Raw genomic sequence first — 16,544 nt, forward strand, 5'->3', positions numbered from 1 at the left:
CCATGTTCAAGCCCCTGGCGCTGGTCGCTGCCGTACTGAGCGCATTCAGTCTGAATGCCTTCGCCAAGACCGAGTTGACGGTGTACACGGCCCTCGAAGCCGAGCAGTTGAAGACCTACAAAAAAGCCTTCGAACAGGCCAACCCGGACATTGAAATCAAGTGGGTGCGTGATTCCACCGGGATCATCACCGCCAAGCTGCTGGCCGAGAAAGACCGCCCGCAAGCCGATGTGGTCTGGGGCCTGGCCGCGTCGAGCCTGGCGATCCTCGATCAGCAAGGCATGCTGGATAACTACGCGCCCAAGGACCTGGACAAGATCGGCAAAAACTACCGCGACGCTGCCAACCCTCCGGCCTGGGTCGGTATGGATGTGTGGGCCGCGACCCTCTGCTTCAACACCGTCGAGGCCGAGAAACAGGGCCTGACCAAGCCGGTGAGCTGGCAGGACCTGACCAAGCCTGAGTACAAGGGCAAGATCGTCATGCCCAACCCAGCCTCGTCCGGCACCGGTTTCCTGGACGTGAGCGCCTGGCTGCAGACCTTCGGCGAGAAACAGGGCTGGCAGTACATGGACGACCTGCACCAGAACATCGGCCAGTACGTTCACTCCGGTTCCAAGCCGTGCAAGCTGGCGGCGTCGGGTGAGTTCCCGATCGGGATTTCCTTCGAATACCCGGCCGTACAACTGAAACGCCAGGGTGCGCCGCTGGACATCATCCTGCCCAAGGAAGGCCTGGGCTGGGACATTGAAGCCACCGCCGTGCTCAAGGGCTCTGCCCACGCCGACGCGGCGAAAAAACTCGCCGACTTCTCGGCCAGCCCTGCTGCCATGGACCTGTACAAGGACAACTTCGCCGTCCTTGCCCAGCCGGGTATTGCCAAGCCGCAGACGGAATTGCCGGCCGATTACGAGCAGCGCCTGATCAAGAACGACTTTGCCTGGGCCTCGAAAAATCGCGACAGCATCCTGGCCGAATGGCGTAAGCGCTATGACGGCAAGTCAGAGAAGGTGGCGGGTCAGTAAATGCTCGGTTTGGGCTGATGGCCTCATCGCAGGCTTGCCTGCGATAGCGGTCTCTAATTCAGGACATCATTCAATGACACACCACAGCGACCTGCTGATCATCGGCGCCGGCATCCTCGGCCTGTCCCACGCTTATGCGGCCGCCAGGCGCGGCCTCAAGGTCAAGGTCTTCGAACGCAGCGCCACGCCGCTCGGCGCCTCGGTCCGCAACTTCGGCCAGGCCCTGGTCACCGGTCAACCACCTGGACCGATGCTCGACCTGGCGCGGGAGAGCCGCGACATCTGGGCCCATTGGGCCCAAGTGGCCGGGCTGCAGCTCAAGCGCAACGGTTCATACCTGTTCGCCCGCACCCAAGCCGAAGAGCATCTGCTGGAAGCCTTCTGCGCCGGACGCGCCCAAGAATACGGCTACAACGTCGAACTGCTGCAAGGCGCGGCAATCAACGATTTATATGGCGGCCAGTTCCGCCATCACCGCGCCGCGCTGCATGGCAAGGACGATCAGCAACTGTATTCCCGTGAAGCGATCCCGGCGCTGATCAATTACCTGGCGCAGGAACTGAACGTGGAGTTTTATTTCTCCACCCTGGTTCGCGACGTCGAACCGGGCCAGTTGAACAGCACGGCGGGGAGCTTTCGCGGTGAGCAGATCATCGTGTGCTCCGGCCACGACTACCAAACCTTGCTGGCCGAAGCGATGGCCCAACTCAACCCGAGTACCTGCCGCTTGCAAATGCTGCGCGCGCGGCCAGCCGTGAATCTGAACCTGCAACACGCGTTGCTCACCGGCCTGAGTTGCGTGCACTACGGCGCATTCGCCGATCTGCCGGAAGCCGCGCCGGTGCAGGCGCAGATCCTGCGTGAGGCACCGCACCTGCATGAACACGGTATTCACCTGCTGATCAGCCCGACGCCCCATGGCGAGCTGATCATCGGCGACTCCCATGACTACGGCAGCGATGCATCGCCGTTCAATGCCGAGCAGGTCGATGACTGGATGATCGAACTGGCCGAACAGACCCTGGGTTGCAAGATCCGGGTGGTAGAACGGTGGCAGGGTGTGTACGGCTCGCGAGGCCCGGCGCCGTTCTCGTTCCTGCCCGCGGCGCCGGGCGTCAGCGCGGCGTTGATGCATACCGGCGTCGGCATGAGCGTGGGGCCAGCGATGGCTGAGCGAAATATCACTGCAGTGTGGGGCGCAGCGTGATGAGCCCGGAGCAGGCGATTGCCGAAGTGTTCGGCCTGTACGAGACACGCGGCACGGCGGATTACATCGGCGAGCCGGTGTCGCAGATCGAACACATGTCCCAGGCCGCGCAACTGGCCATGGCCGAAGGCTTTGATGACGAAGTGGTACTGGCGGCATTTTTCCACGATATCGGGCATATCTGTGGCCTGGGCGGTGAAAACATGGGCGGTTATGGCGTGGTCAGCCATGAGCGTTTGGGGGCGGATTATCTGCGCCGTGCAGGGTTCAGCGAGCGTATGGCCAAGTTGGTGGAGTATCACGTGCAGGCCAAGCGTTACCTGACCTTCAGCCAGCCGGACTATTACGCCCGTTTGAGCGAAGCCAGCCGCCGAACGTTGGACTATCAGGGCGGTGTGATGAATGCGGAACAAGCCTGCGTTTTCGAGCAAGACCCGCTCTGCGCGGTGAGTCTGCGCATGCGCTATTGGGACGAACAGGCAAAGGAAATGCACGTGCCGATACTCGACCTTGACGTGCTCAGGGCCAAGGCGCGCAAGGTGCTGGCGGCTTAGGTCTCGTCGAGGCGCTGGGCCAGGGCTTCGACCTGTTCCTGGCGCTCGGCCTGGCTCAACCTGGCATGAGGGTTGAGGGACGACCATTGCGGGTGCGCGCGGGCCTTATGCAACGCGTCCGGTAGTTTTCCCTCGCGCCAGGTTTTGTCCTGGGGCGTGTCGACCTTGATGCTGTGCATCGCCGCATGGCCACGCAGGTTCAGGGCCTTGAGCAATTGGCGTTGGCGCAGGGCGAGCAGGCGCAGCACGGCGTCGTCGACGGTCAGCTCACGCTGGCCCTTGATCTTGCCCAGCAGGCGGCTGCCGTAGCTGCGTGCGGTTTGCAGTGCACCACCAGCAATTGCACCGGCCAGTGCGGCGGCGCCTAGTGTTAACCCACCCACCAGTAAATCCACGCCTGCACCCGCCGCCGCGCCTGCGGCGATCCCGCCGCCGACGCGCACGCCGAGCTGCTTGAGGGTTTCCGGGTTGAACAGGTCATCGCCCCAGCGGCCATCCAGCAGCGGCAAGTCGCTGGCGGCGGCGTCCTGGGGGCGGAAGCCGAACAGCCTGAGCAACGCTTCCACGCATTTTTGCTCACGTTGACGCACGGCTTTGCGCAGATCACCGATGGCTTGCGGCTCATCTTCAGTCACCACGCTGCGTCGGCACGCGGCACAGTCGATCAGCAGCTCGGCGATCAATCGCGCGGCGCTTTGCTGGCGTGCCTGGCGTTGCGCCTGTTGATCAAGAATCAACCGCTCCAGTTGCGGCCGCGCACTTTCCAGCAGCAGCGCGAGGCTTTCATACAGCCGCCGTTCGCCGTCTTCCGGTGGCGCGACGCTGTCGAAACGCACCAGCGCATGCAGGCCGAGGCGCGCCAGGGCGTCACGCCAGTCCGGCTCGCGGTGGTCGCTGCTGCTGACGAAGTTGAGTACCGGTAGCAATGGTTTGCCGCAACTGGCTAGCACTTGCAGTTCGTCGCGGTACTTGGCCAGAACCGGCTCGCGGGCGTCAATCACATACAAACCGGCGTCCGAGGCCAGCAGTTGGCGCATCACCTTGGCTTCCTGTTCGAAACGCTGGCGGGCTTCACTGCCTTCGAGAAACCGTGCCAGACGCGCCGGGCCGTCGAGGCGTTCACCGGGGCGATCCAGCCGCTCCAGGTAGTCGAGCAGTGCGATGGCATCTTCCAGGCCGGGCGTGTCGTAAAGCTCCAGCAAGGCTTCGCCATTCACCGACAAGCGCGCCCCTTCGACATGCCGCGTGGTGCTGGGGCGATGGGAGACTTCGCCGAAGCCGACATCACGGGTCAGGGTGCGCAGCAGCGAGGTCTTGCCGACGTTGGTGTGGCCGACCACAGCGAGTTTCAGCGGTTTAGTCATGACCGGTCTCCAGCCAGTTCAGCGGCGCGCAGTCGGCGAAGGGCAGTTCAAGTTGTTGCAGTGCGGCGTGCCAGTCGCCCAGGCGCTCGGCGTCCAGCGCCTGGCCGGGCGGTGCTTGCAGCAGCCAGACGCGGGTGGCGGTGGCGCTGCGCGCGAGTTCGGCGATCAGCGCGAGGCTGCCACGGTCCGGCGAGCGGCGCGGGTCGCAAGCGATGGCCAGGCGTGCAGGAGGGAAGCGCGTGAGCTGCTCCAGCAGCTTGTTACGCGATTCGCGGCTGTCCAGAATGCCGGCGTTTTTCACGCTGGCCGGCAGTGTGGGGGGCCACGGCTGTTGATCGTCCAGTTCGATGGCCACCAGCAGGGCGCCGTCGCTTTCCAGTTCGCTGACGCCGCCCGTGACGTGGTGCAGTTGTTCCGGCGCGGCATCGTTGACCCCAAGGCGCTCGCTGCTCGGCATCAGGCGTTCGCGCAGTTGGCTGTAGCCGGGCAGGTTGAGGTCCAGGCGCAGGGTGGCGCGCCCGCGTTTCCAGCGCCACAGGCACAGCAGGGCGAGGACCAAGCGCGGCAGCAGGCCATACACCAGCAGCACGCCCACCAGCCAGGCGGCCCAGGCTTGGCGGGCGCTTTCGATATTCAGCGCAGCATCGCCGCTGGCGCGGATCATGTCGACGGTCGGTACGTTGAAGCCCAGCATAGCCGGCAAGGTGCCGAGGGCCTGGGTGACGGCGACGAAGGTGTCGGCGCCAAGAATGGTGGTTTCCCACACGAAGCCGTAACGGCGGGTGGCAAGTAGCGTAAGAAGAATCACCATGGCGCTGAGCAACGCCAACAACCACAGGCTGTTGACCAGCACACCGACGGCCCAGCGATTGAGTTTCTGGCGCTGCAGCAGCAGCAACAGCGCTGGCGCCAGCTGTGTAGCCTTGGCATCACGCGCGAGCTTTTCGCTGAGCCACAACCACAGGCGCCCAAGGCTGGCGCTGTGTTCGCCAGCAAACAGCAGGCCCAGGGCCCAACTGAGCAACAGGATGAGGTTCAAACCAAGCAGGCTGCCCAAGGCCCAGAATACATTCACCGGGGTCAGGCCGTTGCCCATGGCCGCCAAGGCCAGGCCGGCGCCACTGATCACGGCGACGATCGCGAGCAGCACCAACGCCAGACGCGCGCCTTGCAGCCAGCGCGTGAGAGCGGCGGTCAGGCCATCACGCTCGGCCAGGTGCAGGGCGCGCTGTTGGATGCGCGTCGGCAAGTCGCCACCTGCCGTGCGGGCCAAGCGGTTGGCTTCCAGGTCTTCCAGGTTGCCTGCGTGTTCTTCGCGCAGGCGCACGGTTTCTGTCAGCCAGAGTGTGTGCAGGGGGTTCAGTGCAGTCACGCGCCTTCCTGTTGAGCAAGTGAACGTGGAGCATAACCGCTGGCCTGCGCCTCTGGTATTCTCGTCGCCATGAAAAAAACTCTCCCTTTAAGCCTGATCGCAGCCCTCGGTGAAAACCGCGTGATCGGCGTCGACAACAGCATGCCCTGGCATTTGCCGGGGGATTTCAAATATTTCAAGGCCACCACCTTGGGCAAGCCGATCATCATGGGGCGCAAGACCTGGGACTCCCTGGGCCGACCGTTGCCGGGGCGCTTGAACCTAGTGGTTAGCCGTCAGACCGATCTGGTGCTTGAAGGTGCGGAAGTCTTTCCGTCACTGGAGGCTGCGGTGGAGCGCGCTGAGGCGTGGGCGCTGGCGCACGGCGTGGATGAGCTGATGCTGATCGGCGGTGCGCAGTTGTATGCGCAGGGGCTGGAGCAGGCGGATCGTCTTTATCTGACGCGGGTGGCGTTGAGCCCGGAAGGGGATGCTTGGTTTCCGGCGTTTGATGCGGGTAAGTGGAAGCTGGTGTCGAATGTCGAGAACGCGGCTGAGGATGATAAGCCGGCGTATAACTTCGAAGTCTGGGAAAAAGCCTAAGCGCTTCGCGGGCAAGCCCACTCCCGCATTTGACCGAGTTCCAACATGAGAATGCGGTCAAAATGTGCGGGCTTGCTCGCGAAGGCGGTCTGACAGGCCCTGCTAAACCTGCGCTAACTCCGCATGCTCATCCGCATTCAGCAACTCTTTATCCGTCTGCCCCATGATCTGGCTGGTAATCGCCCCCGCCGTCATCGAACCGTTCACGTTCAACGCCGTGCGGCCCATGTCGATCAGCGGCTCCACGGAAATCAGCAGCGCCACCAGTGATACCGGCAAACCCATGGCCGGCAGTACGATCAGCGCGGCAAAGGTCGCCCCGCCGCCCACGCCTGCAACACCTGCCGAACTTAAGGTCACAATCGCCACCAGCGTCGCGATCCACAGCGGGTCCAGCGGGTTGATGCCCACGGTTGGGGCGACCATCACGGCCAACATGGCAGGGTAAAGCCCCGCGCAACCGTTCTGGCCAATAGTCGCGCCGAACGAGGCCGCGAATCCGGCGATGGATTGCGGAATGCCCAGGCGACGGGTCTGCGCTTCAATGCTCAACGGGATCGACGCCGCGCTGGAGCGGCTGGTGAAGGCAAACGTCAGCACCGGCCAGACTTTGCGGAAGAAACGCAGCGGATTGATCCCTGCCAGGGACAGCAGCACGCCGTGCACCACGAACATCAGGCCCAGGGCCAGGTACGACACCACCACAAAACTGCCGAGCTTGATGATGTCTTGAAGGTTGGAGCCGGCGACCACTTTGGTCATCAGCGCCAAGACGCCATAGGGCGTCAGCTTCATCACCAGGCGCACCAGGCGCATCACCCAGGCTTGCAGGGTGTCGATGGCGTTGAGTACTTTCTGGCCTTTTTCCACGTCATCCTTGAGCAACTGCAGCGCGGCAACCCCCAGGAAGGCAGCGAAAATCACCACGCTGATAATCGACGTTGGCTTGGCGCGCGCTAGGTCAGCGAACGGGTTGGCCGGCACGAATGACAACAACAGTTGCGGGATATTCAGGTCGGCGACCTTGCCGGCGTAATCGCTCTGGATCACTTGCAGGCGCGCCATTTCCTGGGTGCCGGCCACCAGGCCTTCGGCGCTAAGGCCGAACAGGTTGGTGAGGCCAATACCAATCAGCGCGGCAATTGCGGTGGTGAACAGCAGCGTGCCAATGGTCAGAAAGCTGATCTTTCCCAGGGACGAGGCATTGTGCAGGCGCGCCACGGCGCTGAGGATCGAGGCGAACACCAGCGGAATCACGATCATTTGCAGCAGTTGCACGTAGCCGTTGCCGACCAGGTCGAACCAGCCGATGGAGGTTCTGAGCACCGGGTTGCCGGCGCCGTAAATGCTGTGCAGCGCGACACCGAACGCCACGCCTAACACCAGGGCAAGCAACACCTTCTTGGCGAGGCTCCAGTGTGTACGACGGGTTTGTGCCAGGCCCAGCAACAGGGCCACGAACACCAGTAAGTTGAGAATCAGGGGCAGATTCATTAGAGCTCCGTTGAGAAGGCAGCCAATCGCGTGAGCCTGCGATTACGAACCGGGAAGCCTAACAGCTTGAAATATATTGATTTAATACCGATATGGAATGGCCGGTGTCGTTTTTGGAATAAGCATTTGCCGCTCAGGCGCAAAAGTGTGACGGGATCAGTACGCGCACGGTCGTGCTCGAAGTGGGAACTGTCACAGGGATTTGTTAGTGTCGATGTCTTTCACTCAGGGAGACAACGCCTATGAAGTTCGTGCCGAAATTAATCGCCGCTGCATTTTGCCTCGGACTCGTCAGCCAGGCGTTCGCCGCCACCGAGCTGAAGCACTGGCCAGCTCCGGCGGCCAAGCAACTGAATGAAATGATCGCCGCCAACGCCAACAAGGGTAATTTCGCGGTGTTCGACATGGACAACACCAGCTACCGCTACGACCTCGAAGAGTCCCTGCTGCCCTACATGGAAAACAAGGGGCTGATCACCCGTGACAGCCTTGATCCATCGCTCAAACTGATGCCGTTCAAAGACACCGCCGACCATAAGGAAAGCCTGTTCAGTTACTACTATCGCCTTTGCGAAGTGGACGACATGGTCTGCTACCCGTGGGTCGCCCAGGTGTTCTCGGGTTTTACCCTCAAGGAGCTCAAGGTGCAGGTCGATGAGCTGATGGCCTCCGGCAAGCCCGTACCCGTCAGCTATTTTGAAGGCGACGTGGTGAAAAAGTCCGAAGTGCAACCGCCGAAAATCTTCACCGGCCAGGCCGAGCTGTACAACAAGCTGATGGAGAACGGGATCGCGGTGTACGTAATGACCGCCGCTTCGGAAGAGCTGGTGCGCATGGTTGCCGCCGATCCGAAGTACGGCTACAACGTCAAACCCGAGAACGTCATCGGCGTGACCACCCTGCTCAAGGACCGCAAGACCGGCGAGCTGACCACCGCGCGCAAACAGATCAGCGCCGGTAAATATGACGAGAAGGCCAACCTCGGCCTGGAGCTGACCCCCTACCTGTGGACCCCGGCCACCTGGATGGCCGGTAAGCATGCGGCTATTCTTACCTACATCGACGAGTGGAAAAAGCCAGTGCTGGTGGGCGGCGACACCCCGACCAGCGATGGCTACATGCTGTTCCACGATGTGGACGTGGCCAAGGGGGGGATTCACTTGTGGATCAACCGCAAGGACAAGTACATGACCCAGCTGAACGGCATGATGGCCAAGCATGCGGCGGCGCAGGCCAAGGAAGGGTTGCCGGTGACGGCGGACAAGAACTGGGTGATTGTTAAGCCTGAAGAGATTCAGTAAGACCGAGTTGCCTGCCTTCGCGAGCAGGCCTACTCCCACATTTTGATCTCCATTGTTTTCGAGAGTTGTTCTGGGCAAAAAAATGCCCCGCACTGGGGCGGGGCATTTTTATGCGCGAAGCTTACAGGCCGTCGAGCATCGCTTTGTTACGCACAGCGCCCTTGTCGGCGCTGGTCGCCAACAACGCATACGCCTTCAACGCGGTGGTGACTTTGCGCGGACGCTTCTCCACCGGCTTCCAGCCTTTCTTGTCCTGCTCGACCCGGCGTGCCGCCAGTTCTTCATCGCTGATCAACAGGTTGATCGAACGGTTCGGGATGTCGATCAGCACCTTGTCGCCATCCTGCACCAAGCCAATCGCGCCACCGGCAGCAGCTTCTGGCGAAGCGTGGCCGATGGACAGGCCCGAAGTACCGCCAGAGAACCGACCGTCGGTCAGCAGGGCGCAGGCTTTGCCCAGGCCTTTGGATTTCAGGTAGGACGTCGGGTACAGCATCTCCTGCATACCCGGGCCGCCTTTCGGGCCTTCGTAGCGGATGATCACGATGTCGCCTTCCTTCACTTCGTCGGCGAGGATGCCGCGAACCGAGCTGTCCTGGCTCTCGTAGATCTTGGCGCGACCTTCGAAGACGTGGATGGATTCATCCACACCGGCGGTTTTCACCACGCAACCGTCGAGGGCGATGTTGCCGTACAGCACGGCCAGGCCGCCTTCCTGGGAGTAGGCGTGCTCGACACTGCGGATGCAGCCGTTTTCACGGTCGTCATCCAGGGTGTCCCAACGGGTCGACTGGCTGAACGCGGTTTGCGTCGGGATGCCCGCTGGGCCTGCCTTGAAGAAGTGAAGCACCGCTTCATCGTCAGTCTGGGTGATGTCCCATTTGGCGATGCCTTCGGCGAGCGTCTTGCTGTGCACGGTTGGCAGGTCGGTGTGCAGCAGGCCGCCACGGGCCAGGGAGCCGAGGATCGAGAAGATCCCGCCGGCGCGGTGCACGTCTTCCATGTGGTACTTCTGGATGTTCGGCGCGACTTTGCACAGCTGCGGCACATGACGGGACAGACGGTCGATGTCGCGCAGGTCGAAATCGATCTCGGCTTCCTGGGCCGCAGCCAGCAAGTGCAGGATGGTATTGGTGGAACCGCCCATGGCGATGTCCAGGGTCATGGCGTTTTCGAACGCCTTGAAGTTAGCGATATTGCGCGGCAACACCGATTCATCGTTGTCGTGGTAGTAACGCTTGCACAGCTCGACGATGGTGCGGCCGGCCTGCAGGAACAGCTGCTCGCGGTCGCTGTGGGTGGCCAGTGTCGAACCGTTGCCCGGCAAGGCCAGGCCCAAGGCTTCCACCAGGCAGTTCATCGAGTTGGCGGTGAACATGCCGGAGCACGAACCGCACGTTGGGCAAGCGCTGCGCTCGTATTCCGCAACCTTCTCGTCAGAAGCGCTGGAATCGGCGGCGATCACCATGGCGTCGACCAGGTCGAGGCCGTGGGAGGCGAGCTTGGTCTTGCCGGCTTCCATCGGGCCGCCGGAAACGAAGATCACCGGGATGTTCAGGCGCAGGGAGGCCATCAGCATGCCGGGGGTGATCTTGTCACAGTTGGAGATGCACACGATGGCGTCGGCGCAGTGAGCGTTGACCATGTATTCCACGGAGTCGGCGATGATCTCGCGGCTCGGCAGGGAATACAGCATGCCGTCGTGGCCCATGGCGATGCCGTCGTCCACGGCGATGGTGTTGAATTCCTTGGCTACGCCGCCAGCGCGCTCGATCTCGCGGGCGACCAGTTGGCCTAGGTCCTTGAGGTGGACGTGGCCGGGTACGAACTGAGTGAATGAGTTGGCAATCGCGATGATCGGCTTCTTGAAGTCGTCATCTTTCATCCCCGTGGCACGCCACAGTGCGCGCGCGCCGGCCATGTTGCGGCCATGGGTGGATGTTTTCGAGCGGTAATCTGGCATGGAGCACTCCGGGCGGCTAATCGGTATCAAAGGGGAGTGAGCTTCTATTGACGTCTGGAACACTCAGAAAATGGCCGTGTGTCCAAAAGTTGCCACTCGCGTCGCGGGATCGCCGCTTGCTTGGGCCTTGAGCTCATAAACCCGCCGGGGGATGACTGGCGATGAATAGGCCGATTCTACACCGCTGGCGGCTGGAGGGAATGGCTGCAACCGTGAAGATGGCGGCTACGGGACGTGCGGGTGGCGCCGCACCCATGCGTTCAACGCCAGTGCGACGATGCTCAGAATTAGAAAGCACAGGCCAAGCGCAGTGCTTAGCTGGTGAGTAAAGGTGCTGATGAATGCACTGATAAGACCGCCGGCGATGAATAACACTGCTGCTACGGCTGATGCCGCCGTCCCCGCACTGTCTGGAAACAAGCTCATGGCCCTGGAGTTGGAAATGGGTCGGGTGATGGTCGTGCCCGCCGTGCAGAGCAGCATGGGCACCAGTACGGTCAGCGTTGATAAGCCGAACTGATAGGCCAGAAGTAGCATGACCAGCCCAGAGATCGCGATCAGCACCAGCCCTATGGCCATCTGAGTCGCAGCAGGCAGGCGTTTGTGCAGGAAGCCTGCACAGACGCCGCCCAATACGTAAGCGGCGCCATAGAGGAGTAAGGTCAGTGAGTACTCATGGGGTGACAGTTTCAGTTGGTCCATGAATATGAGCGGTGAAACAACGATGAACGAGAAGTGGCAGGCGAAGGTAATCGCGGAGATCGTGGCATAGCTGACGAAATGGCTGTTGGCGAAGACCTTGGCATAGGCCTTGAAAATACTGTATTGGCTCGCGGCCGTTTGAGGCATGCCGCCATGGAGTAACCGGTGAGCCATGATCAAGGATGCTGTACAGAGGGCTATGAACACGTAGAAGCTGGCTTGCCAGCCCCAATGCAGTTGCAGCCACGCGCCCAGCAACGGCGAAATCGAAATGAAGATTCCTCCGGCCGTGACCATTGCTATGCGCAAACGCTCTTGTTCTCTGCCGAAAAAAAGGTCCTGCACCAACGCCTGGGACAATATGAAGCCGCCGCAGCCCATGGCTTGGATGACGCGAAAGAACAGGAATTGGGGGGTGTTGCTGGCGGTCAAGCACCCGGCGGCACCGATGATCGCCACGACCATGCTGGCCAGTAGCAGCTTCTTGCGGCCGATCTTGTCGGACAACGGGCCGATCAACAGCATTGAGCATGAAAAGCCAATGGCGAACAGGCTGACTGATCGCGCGATATGGGTTGTCGATGTGTGGAAGTGTTCCGCCAAAGCGGGAAAGGAAGGCAGCACGACGTCAAGAGGGAAGACGCCCAGCAGGGTCATGGTCATCAGCCAGAAAACAATGAATGGTTTTTCAGCGAGCGTGATAGCAGCCGACATGAGCGAGCCTCGATTCCGTGAGGAAGGGGAGAGTCGAGCCTGTGGGGAGGAAAGTCAAAGTCTGGTGCGGGACGAAACTTCCTTAAAACCTGTAGGAACCCGGAAGTCCCTACAGGTCAATAGCATCAGCTATTGGGCAACAACCGGCACGTAATGCTCTTGATATACCGGGTCTCAACAATCGCCGGGTGCACCGGATGATCCGGGCCCTGGCCGCCGCGTTCCAGCATCTGGATATTGCGATCCAGGTGACGGGCGCTGGTCAGCAGGATGTTTTGCAGGTCGTCTTCCGGCAGGTGCATGGAGCACGAGGCGCTGACCAGGATGCCGTCCTTGCTGAGCAGGCGCATGGCTTGCTCGTTGAGGCGGCGGTAGGCGCCTTCGCCGTTTTTCATGTCTTTTTTGCGTTTGATGAAGGCCGGAGGGTCGGCGACGATCACGTCGAAGCGTTCTTCGCTGGCTTTCAGCTCTTTGAGGGCTTCGAACACGTCGCCTTCAATGCAAGTCATCTTCTCGGCAACACCGTTCAGCGCGGCGTTGCGCTCCACGCCGTCGAGGGCGAAGGCGGAGGCGTCGACGCAGAACACTTCACTGGCGCCGAAAGCCGCAGCTTGCACGCCCCAGCCGCCGATGTAGCTGTAGAGGTCGAGCACGCGCTTGCCTTTGGCGTACGGGGCCAGGCGGGCGCGGTTCATACGGTGGTCGTAGAACCAGCCGGTTTTCTGGCCCTGGATCACCGGGGCTTCGAATTTCACGCCGTTTTCTTCCAGGGCGACCCATTCAGGCACCAGACCGAATACGGTCTCGACGTAGCGGTTGAGGCCTTCGGCGTCGCGTGCGGCTGAGTCGTTCTTGAACAGAATGCCGCTCGGCTTGAGCACTTGGGTCAGCGCAGCGATCACGTCTTCCTTATGCGCTTCCATGGTCGCCGATGCGATCTGCACCACCAGGATGTCGCCGAAACGGTCAACTACCAGGCCCGGCAGCAGGTCGGAATCGCCGTACACCAGGCGGTAGAACGGCTTGTCGAACAGGCGATCACGCAGTGACAGCGCCACGTTGATCCGGTGCACCAGCAGCGACTTGTCCAAAGGCAACTTGATGTCGCGCGACAGCAGGCGGGCGCAGATCAGGTTGTTCGGGCTCATGGCCACGATGCCCAGGGTCTTGCCGCCGGCTGCTTCCAGGATAGCCTGGTCGCCTGCCTGGAAGCCGTGAAGTGGGGTGGCCGCCACGTCGATTTCGTTGCTGTAGACCCACAGGTGGCCGTTGCGCAAACGGCGATCGGCGTTGGGTTTGAGGCGCAGGCTTGGCAGGGACATGACGTCGCTCCGGAAAAAAGAGCGGGAGTATACCTTGTGTGGGAGCGGGCTTGCTCGCGAAAGCGGTGGGTCAGGCACTGGATCCGCCGACTGGTATACCGCTTTCGCGAGCCAGCCCGCTCCCACTTTTGATCCATTTTTAATCCGGGTTTTGATGTGTCGGTCAGCTTCCTATAAAGGTTAGAATCGCCCCCTAGCCCGGAGTATGTACTTATGTCCCAAGAGCTTTCCGCCGAACAGATCCAGCAGACCCTGCAAGGCATCAGCGTGCCGCCTCAACCGCAGATCATGGTGGATTTGCAGATGGAGCAGTACATGCCCGACCCGGACCTGGAGGTGATCGCGCGGTTGATCTCCCAGGACCCGGGCCTTTCCGGCGCGCTGCTGAAGATTGTCAATTCGTCCTATTACGGGCTGAGTAACAAGATCGCCTCGATCCAGCGCGCGGTGAACCTGCTGGGCAGCCGTTCGATCATCAACCTGATCAACGCCCTGTCGATCAAAGGCGAGATGAGCGACGACACCATCGTCACCCTCAACCGCTTCTGGGACACCGCCCAGGATGTGGCCATGACCTGCCTCACCCTGGCCAAGCGCACCGGCGCCCAGGCGGTCGACGAAGCCTATGCATTGGGGCTGTTCCACGATTGCGGCGTGCCGCTGATGCTCAAGCGCTTCCCCAATTACATGGCCGTGCTGGAGCAGGCCTACGCCAATGCGGGGCCCGATTGCCGTGTGGTCGACACCGAGAACAACGCGTTCAACACCAACCATGCGGTGGTGGGTTACTACACCGCCAAGTCCTGGCGCCTGCCGGAGCATGTGACCGACGCCATCGCCAATCACCACAACGCCTTGGCGATCTTCAGTGATGAGTCGTCGCGTAATCCGCAGCTTAAAAACTTGCTGGCGATCCTGAAAATGGCCGAGCACGTCTGCTCCTCCTGCCGCGTGCTGGGCAATCAGACCATCGACCATGAGTGGAATACTATCGGCCACCTGGTGCTGGACTACGTGGGGCTGTCGGACTACGACTTCGAGAGCATGAAGTTGTCGATCCGCGAGCTGGGCGCGCACTGACCCTTCCTTCACGAGGTACACATGCCCGAGTTACCAGAAGTCGAAACCACCCGGCGCGGCATTGCACCGCACCTGGAAGGCCAGCGCGTCAGCCGCGTGGTGGTGCGTGAACGGCGCTTGCGCTGGCCGATTCCGGAAGACCTTGATGTGCGCCTGTCCGGGCAGCGCATCGTGCTGGTGGAGCGGCGGGCCAAGTACCTGTTGATCAATGCCGAAGTGGGCACGTTGATTAGCCACCTGGGCATGTCGGGCAACCTGCGCCTGGTGGAAGTCGGCATGCCGGCCGCCAAGCATGAGCATGTGGATATCGAGCTCGAATCCGGCCTGGCCCTGCGATACACCGACCCGCGGCGTTTCGGCGCGATGCTGTGGAGCCAGGACCCGCACAACCATGAGCTGTTGATTCGCCTGGGGCCAGAGCCGCTGACGGACCTGTTTGATGGTGATCGCTTGTTTCAACTGTCCCGTGGACGGTCGATGGCGGTGAAACCGTTCATCATGGACAACGCAGTGGTGGTGGGTGTGGGCAATATTTACGCGACGGAAGCGCTGTTTGCGGCGGGCATTGATCCGCGTCGCGAGGCCGGAGGTATTTCGCGGGCGCGTTATCTGAAGTTGGCGATTGAGATCAAGCGCATCCTGGCCGCCGCTATCGAGCGCGGTGGTACGACGCTGCGGGACTTTATCGGAGGTGACGGGCAGCCGGGGTATTTCCAGCAGGAATTGTTCGTTTATGGCCGGAGCGGCGAGGCATGCAAGGTGTGCGGGACTGAGTTGCGCAATGTGGTGCTGGGGCAGCGGGCGAGTGTGTTTTGCCCTAAGTGTCAGCGCTGAACCTGTGTGATGGCTGAAATCGCCATCGCAGGCAAGCCAGCGCCCACCTTTGAATGTGCTCACAAATCCAATGTGGGCGCTGGCTTGTTTGCGATGAGGCCCTTACAGGCCCTGAAAAAACTCAAGCCTTACCGGTAATCTTCCGGTACTTCTCCATCAACTGCTCTTCCGTCTCCGGATGGGCTTCATCCAGCGGAATGCAATCTACAGGGCACACTTGCTGGCACTGAGGCTCGTCATAGTGGCCGACACACTGGGTGCACAGGTTAGGGTCGATCACGTAGATCTCCTCGCCTTGGGAAATCGCGGCGTTCGGGCACTCGGGTTCGCAGACGTCGCAGTTGATGCAATCGTCGGTGATGATCAGGGACATGGAAACTCCTGCCAGGGCTGTCAGCCAAGGCATCTGAAAACTAATGCGCGCAATTGTGCCGCATTGGCGCCCGCAGTGCGAGCAGGCGCCGATTAAGCGGTCTTACTTCTTGAAGCGCAGTGTCAGCGCATCGGCCACGGCCGGGTGCACGAACTTGGTGATATCGCCGCCCAAAGCCGCAATTTCACGGACCAACGTCGAGGAAATGAACGAATAACGTTCAGACGGCGTGAGGAACAGGCTTTCCACGTCCGGCGCCAATTGGCGGTTCATGTTAGCCAATTGGAATTCATATTCGAAGTCCGACACCGCGCGCAGGCCACGCAGGAACACATTGGCGTTCTGCTCTTTGGCGAAGTGCGCCAGCAGAGTGGCAAACCCCACCACTTCCACGTTGGGCAGGTGTTTGGTGACCTCACGCGCCAGCTCCACGCGCTGTTCCAGGGGAAACAGCGGGTTTTTCTTGGGGCTGGCCGCGACCGCGATGATCACATGGTCGAACAAGCGTGAGGCGCGTTCGACCAGATCGCCATGGCCTTTGGTAATCGGGTCGAAGGTACCTGGGTACAACACTCGGTTCATCGCGTCGTCCTGGCGGAGTCCGTTGGGGAACCGGATGGTATCGCAGCCATCCCGGTCGGCCAAGTCGACTTATGT

15 protein-coding genes are annotated in these 16,544 nt (G+C 61.3%); 7 read left to right on the forward strand and 8 right to left on the reverse strand.

Features of this window, described 5'->3' with window-relative positions; genetic code table 11:
* Positions 1-2 precede the first annotated feature (2 nt).
* From AACY08_RS12115 to AACY08_RS12125, 3 genes are all read left to right on the forward strand, one after another.
* Positions 3-1,025: a putative 2-aminoethylphosphonate ABC transporter substrate-binding protein gene (locus AACY08_RS12115; protein WP_339436161.1), complete on the forward strand. Its 1,023-nt coding sequence runs from the start codon at positions 3-5 to the stop codon at positions 1,023-1,025.
* A gap of 73 nt (positions 1,026-1,098) precedes the next feature.
* Positions 1,099-2,232 (forward strand): TIGR03364 family FAD-dependent oxidoreductase, encoded by a 1,134-nt coding sequence (locus AACY08_RS12120; RefSeq protein ID WP_339469632.1) that lies wholly within the window; start codon positions 1,099-1,101, stop codon positions 2,230-2,232.
* Positions 2,232-2,786: a phosphonate degradation HD-domain oxygenase gene (locus AACY08_RS12125; protein WP_339469634.1), complete on the forward strand. Its 555-nt coding sequence runs from the start codon at positions 2,232-2,234 to the stop codon at positions 2,784-2,786. The genes AACY08_RS12120 and AACY08_RS12125 overlap by 1 nt, the downstream gene beginning before the upstream one ends.
* Here AACY08_RS12125 and AACY08_RS12130 read toward each other — a convergent pair.
* Positions 2,783-4,150, reverse strand: a complete 1,368-nt coding sequence (locus tag AACY08_RS12130; RefSeq protein WP_339469636.1) for a DUF3482 domain-containing protein — start codon at positions 4,148-4,150, stop codon at positions 2,783-2,785. The genes AACY08_RS12125 and AACY08_RS12130 overlap by 4 nt on opposite strands.
* Entirely contained in the window at positions 4,143-5,522 is a 1,380-nt protein-coding gene (locus AACY08_RS12135) for a DUF2868 domain-containing protein (RefSeq protein ID WP_339469638.1), read from the reverse strand. Before AACY08_RS12135 ends, AACY08_RS12130 begins: the two co-directional genes overlap by 8 nt.
* Before the next feature lie 69 nt (positions 5,523-5,591).
* Here AACY08_RS12135 and AACY08_RS12140 point away from each other — a divergent pair, with 69 nt between their 5' ends.
* Entirely contained in the window at positions 5,592-6,104 is a 513-nt protein-coding gene (locus AACY08_RS12140; protein ID WP_339469640.1) for a dihydrofolate reductase, read from the forward strand.
* A gap of 102 nt (positions 6,105-6,206) precedes the next feature.
* Here the strand turns inward: AACY08_RS12140 and AACY08_RS12145 are convergent, their stop codons facing one another.
* Entirely contained in the window at positions 6,207-7,598 is a 1,392-nt protein-coding gene (locus AACY08_RS12145; RefSeq protein ID WP_339415235.1) for an L-cystine transporter, read from the reverse strand.
* Between the two features lie 242 nt (positions 7,599-7,840).
* Between AACY08_RS12145 and AACY08_RS12150 the strand changes: the two genes are divergently transcribed.
* Positions 7,841-8,899 (forward strand): haloacid dehalogenase-like hydrolase, encoded by a 1,059-nt coding sequence (locus AACY08_RS12150; protein ID WP_339469642.1) that lies wholly within the window; start codon positions 7,841-7,843, stop codon positions 8,897-8,899.
* Positions 8,900-9,020: 121 nt separating this feature from the next.
* On the opposite strand, the gene ilvD is transcribed toward AACY08_RS12150, so the two are convergent.
* The 3 genes from ilvD to AACY08_RS12165 all read right to left on the reverse strand — a co-directional run bounded on the left by ilvD (position 9,021) and on the right by AACY08_RS12165 (position 13,600).
* Entirely contained in the window at positions 9,021-10,862 is a 1,842-nt protein-coding gene (gene ilvD / locus AACY08_RS12155; protein WP_339415237.1) for a dihydroxy-acid dehydratase, read from the reverse strand.
* A gap of 225 nt (positions 10,863-11,087) precedes the next feature.
* Positions 11,088-12,278, reverse strand: coding sequence for an MFS transporter (locus AACY08_RS12160; protein ID WP_339469644.1), 1,191 nt, complete (start codon positions 12,276-12,278; stop codon positions 11,088-11,090).
* Positions 12,279-12,403: 125 nt separating this feature from the next.
* Positions 12,404-13,600, reverse strand: coding sequence for a class I SAM-dependent rRNA methyltransferase (locus AACY08_RS12165; RefSeq protein WP_049711083.1), 1,197 nt, complete (start codon positions 13,598-13,600; stop codon positions 12,404-12,406).
* 267 nt (positions 13,601-13,867) lie between these two features.
* On the opposite strand from AACY08_RS12165, the gene AACY08_RS12170 reads away from it, so the two are divergent.
* Both AACY08_RS12170 and mutM read left to right on the forward strand, forming a co-directional pair.
* Complete coding sequence (locus AACY08_RS12170; RefSeq protein WP_339415455.1) at positions 13,868-14,680, forward strand: HDOD domain-containing protein; 813 nt, start codon at positions 13,868-13,870, stop codon at positions 14,678-14,680.
* Positions 14,681-14,701: 21 nt separating this feature from the next.
* Positions 14,702-15,514, forward strand: coding sequence for a bifunctional DNA-formamidopyrimidine glycosylase/DNA-(apurinic or apyrimidinic site) lyase (mutM, locus tag AACY08_RS12175; protein ID WP_339415239.1), 813 nt, complete (start codon positions 14,702-14,704; stop codon positions 15,512-15,514).
* Positions 15,515-15,635: 121 nt separating this feature from the next.
* On the opposite strand, the gene AACY08_RS12180 is transcribed toward mutM, so the two are convergent.
* Together AACY08_RS12180 and coaD are read right to left on the reverse strand one after the other, a co-directional pair.
* Positions 15,636-15,887, reverse strand: coding sequence for a YfhL family 4Fe-4S dicluster ferredoxin (locus tag AACY08_RS12180; RefSeq protein ID WP_003195146.1), 252 nt, complete (start codon positions 15,885-15,887; stop codon positions 15,636-15,638).
* A 102-nt stretch (positions 15,888-15,989) separates the two neighbouring features.
* On the reverse strand, positions 15,990-16,469 hold the full coding sequence (gene coaD / locus AACY08_RS12185) for a pantetheine-phosphate adenylyltransferase (RefSeq protein ID WP_049711086.1): 480 nt from the start codon (positions 16,467-16,469) through the stop codon (positions 15,990-15,992).
* Positions 16,470-16,544 lie beyond the last annotated feature (75 nt).

The organism is Pseudomonas sp. EL_65y_Pfl1_R83, assembly GCF_963970695.1.
Classification (GTDB): Bacteria; Pseudomonadota; Gammaproteobacteria; order Pseudomonadales; family Pseudomonadaceae; genus Aquipseudomonas; species Aquipseudomonas tritici.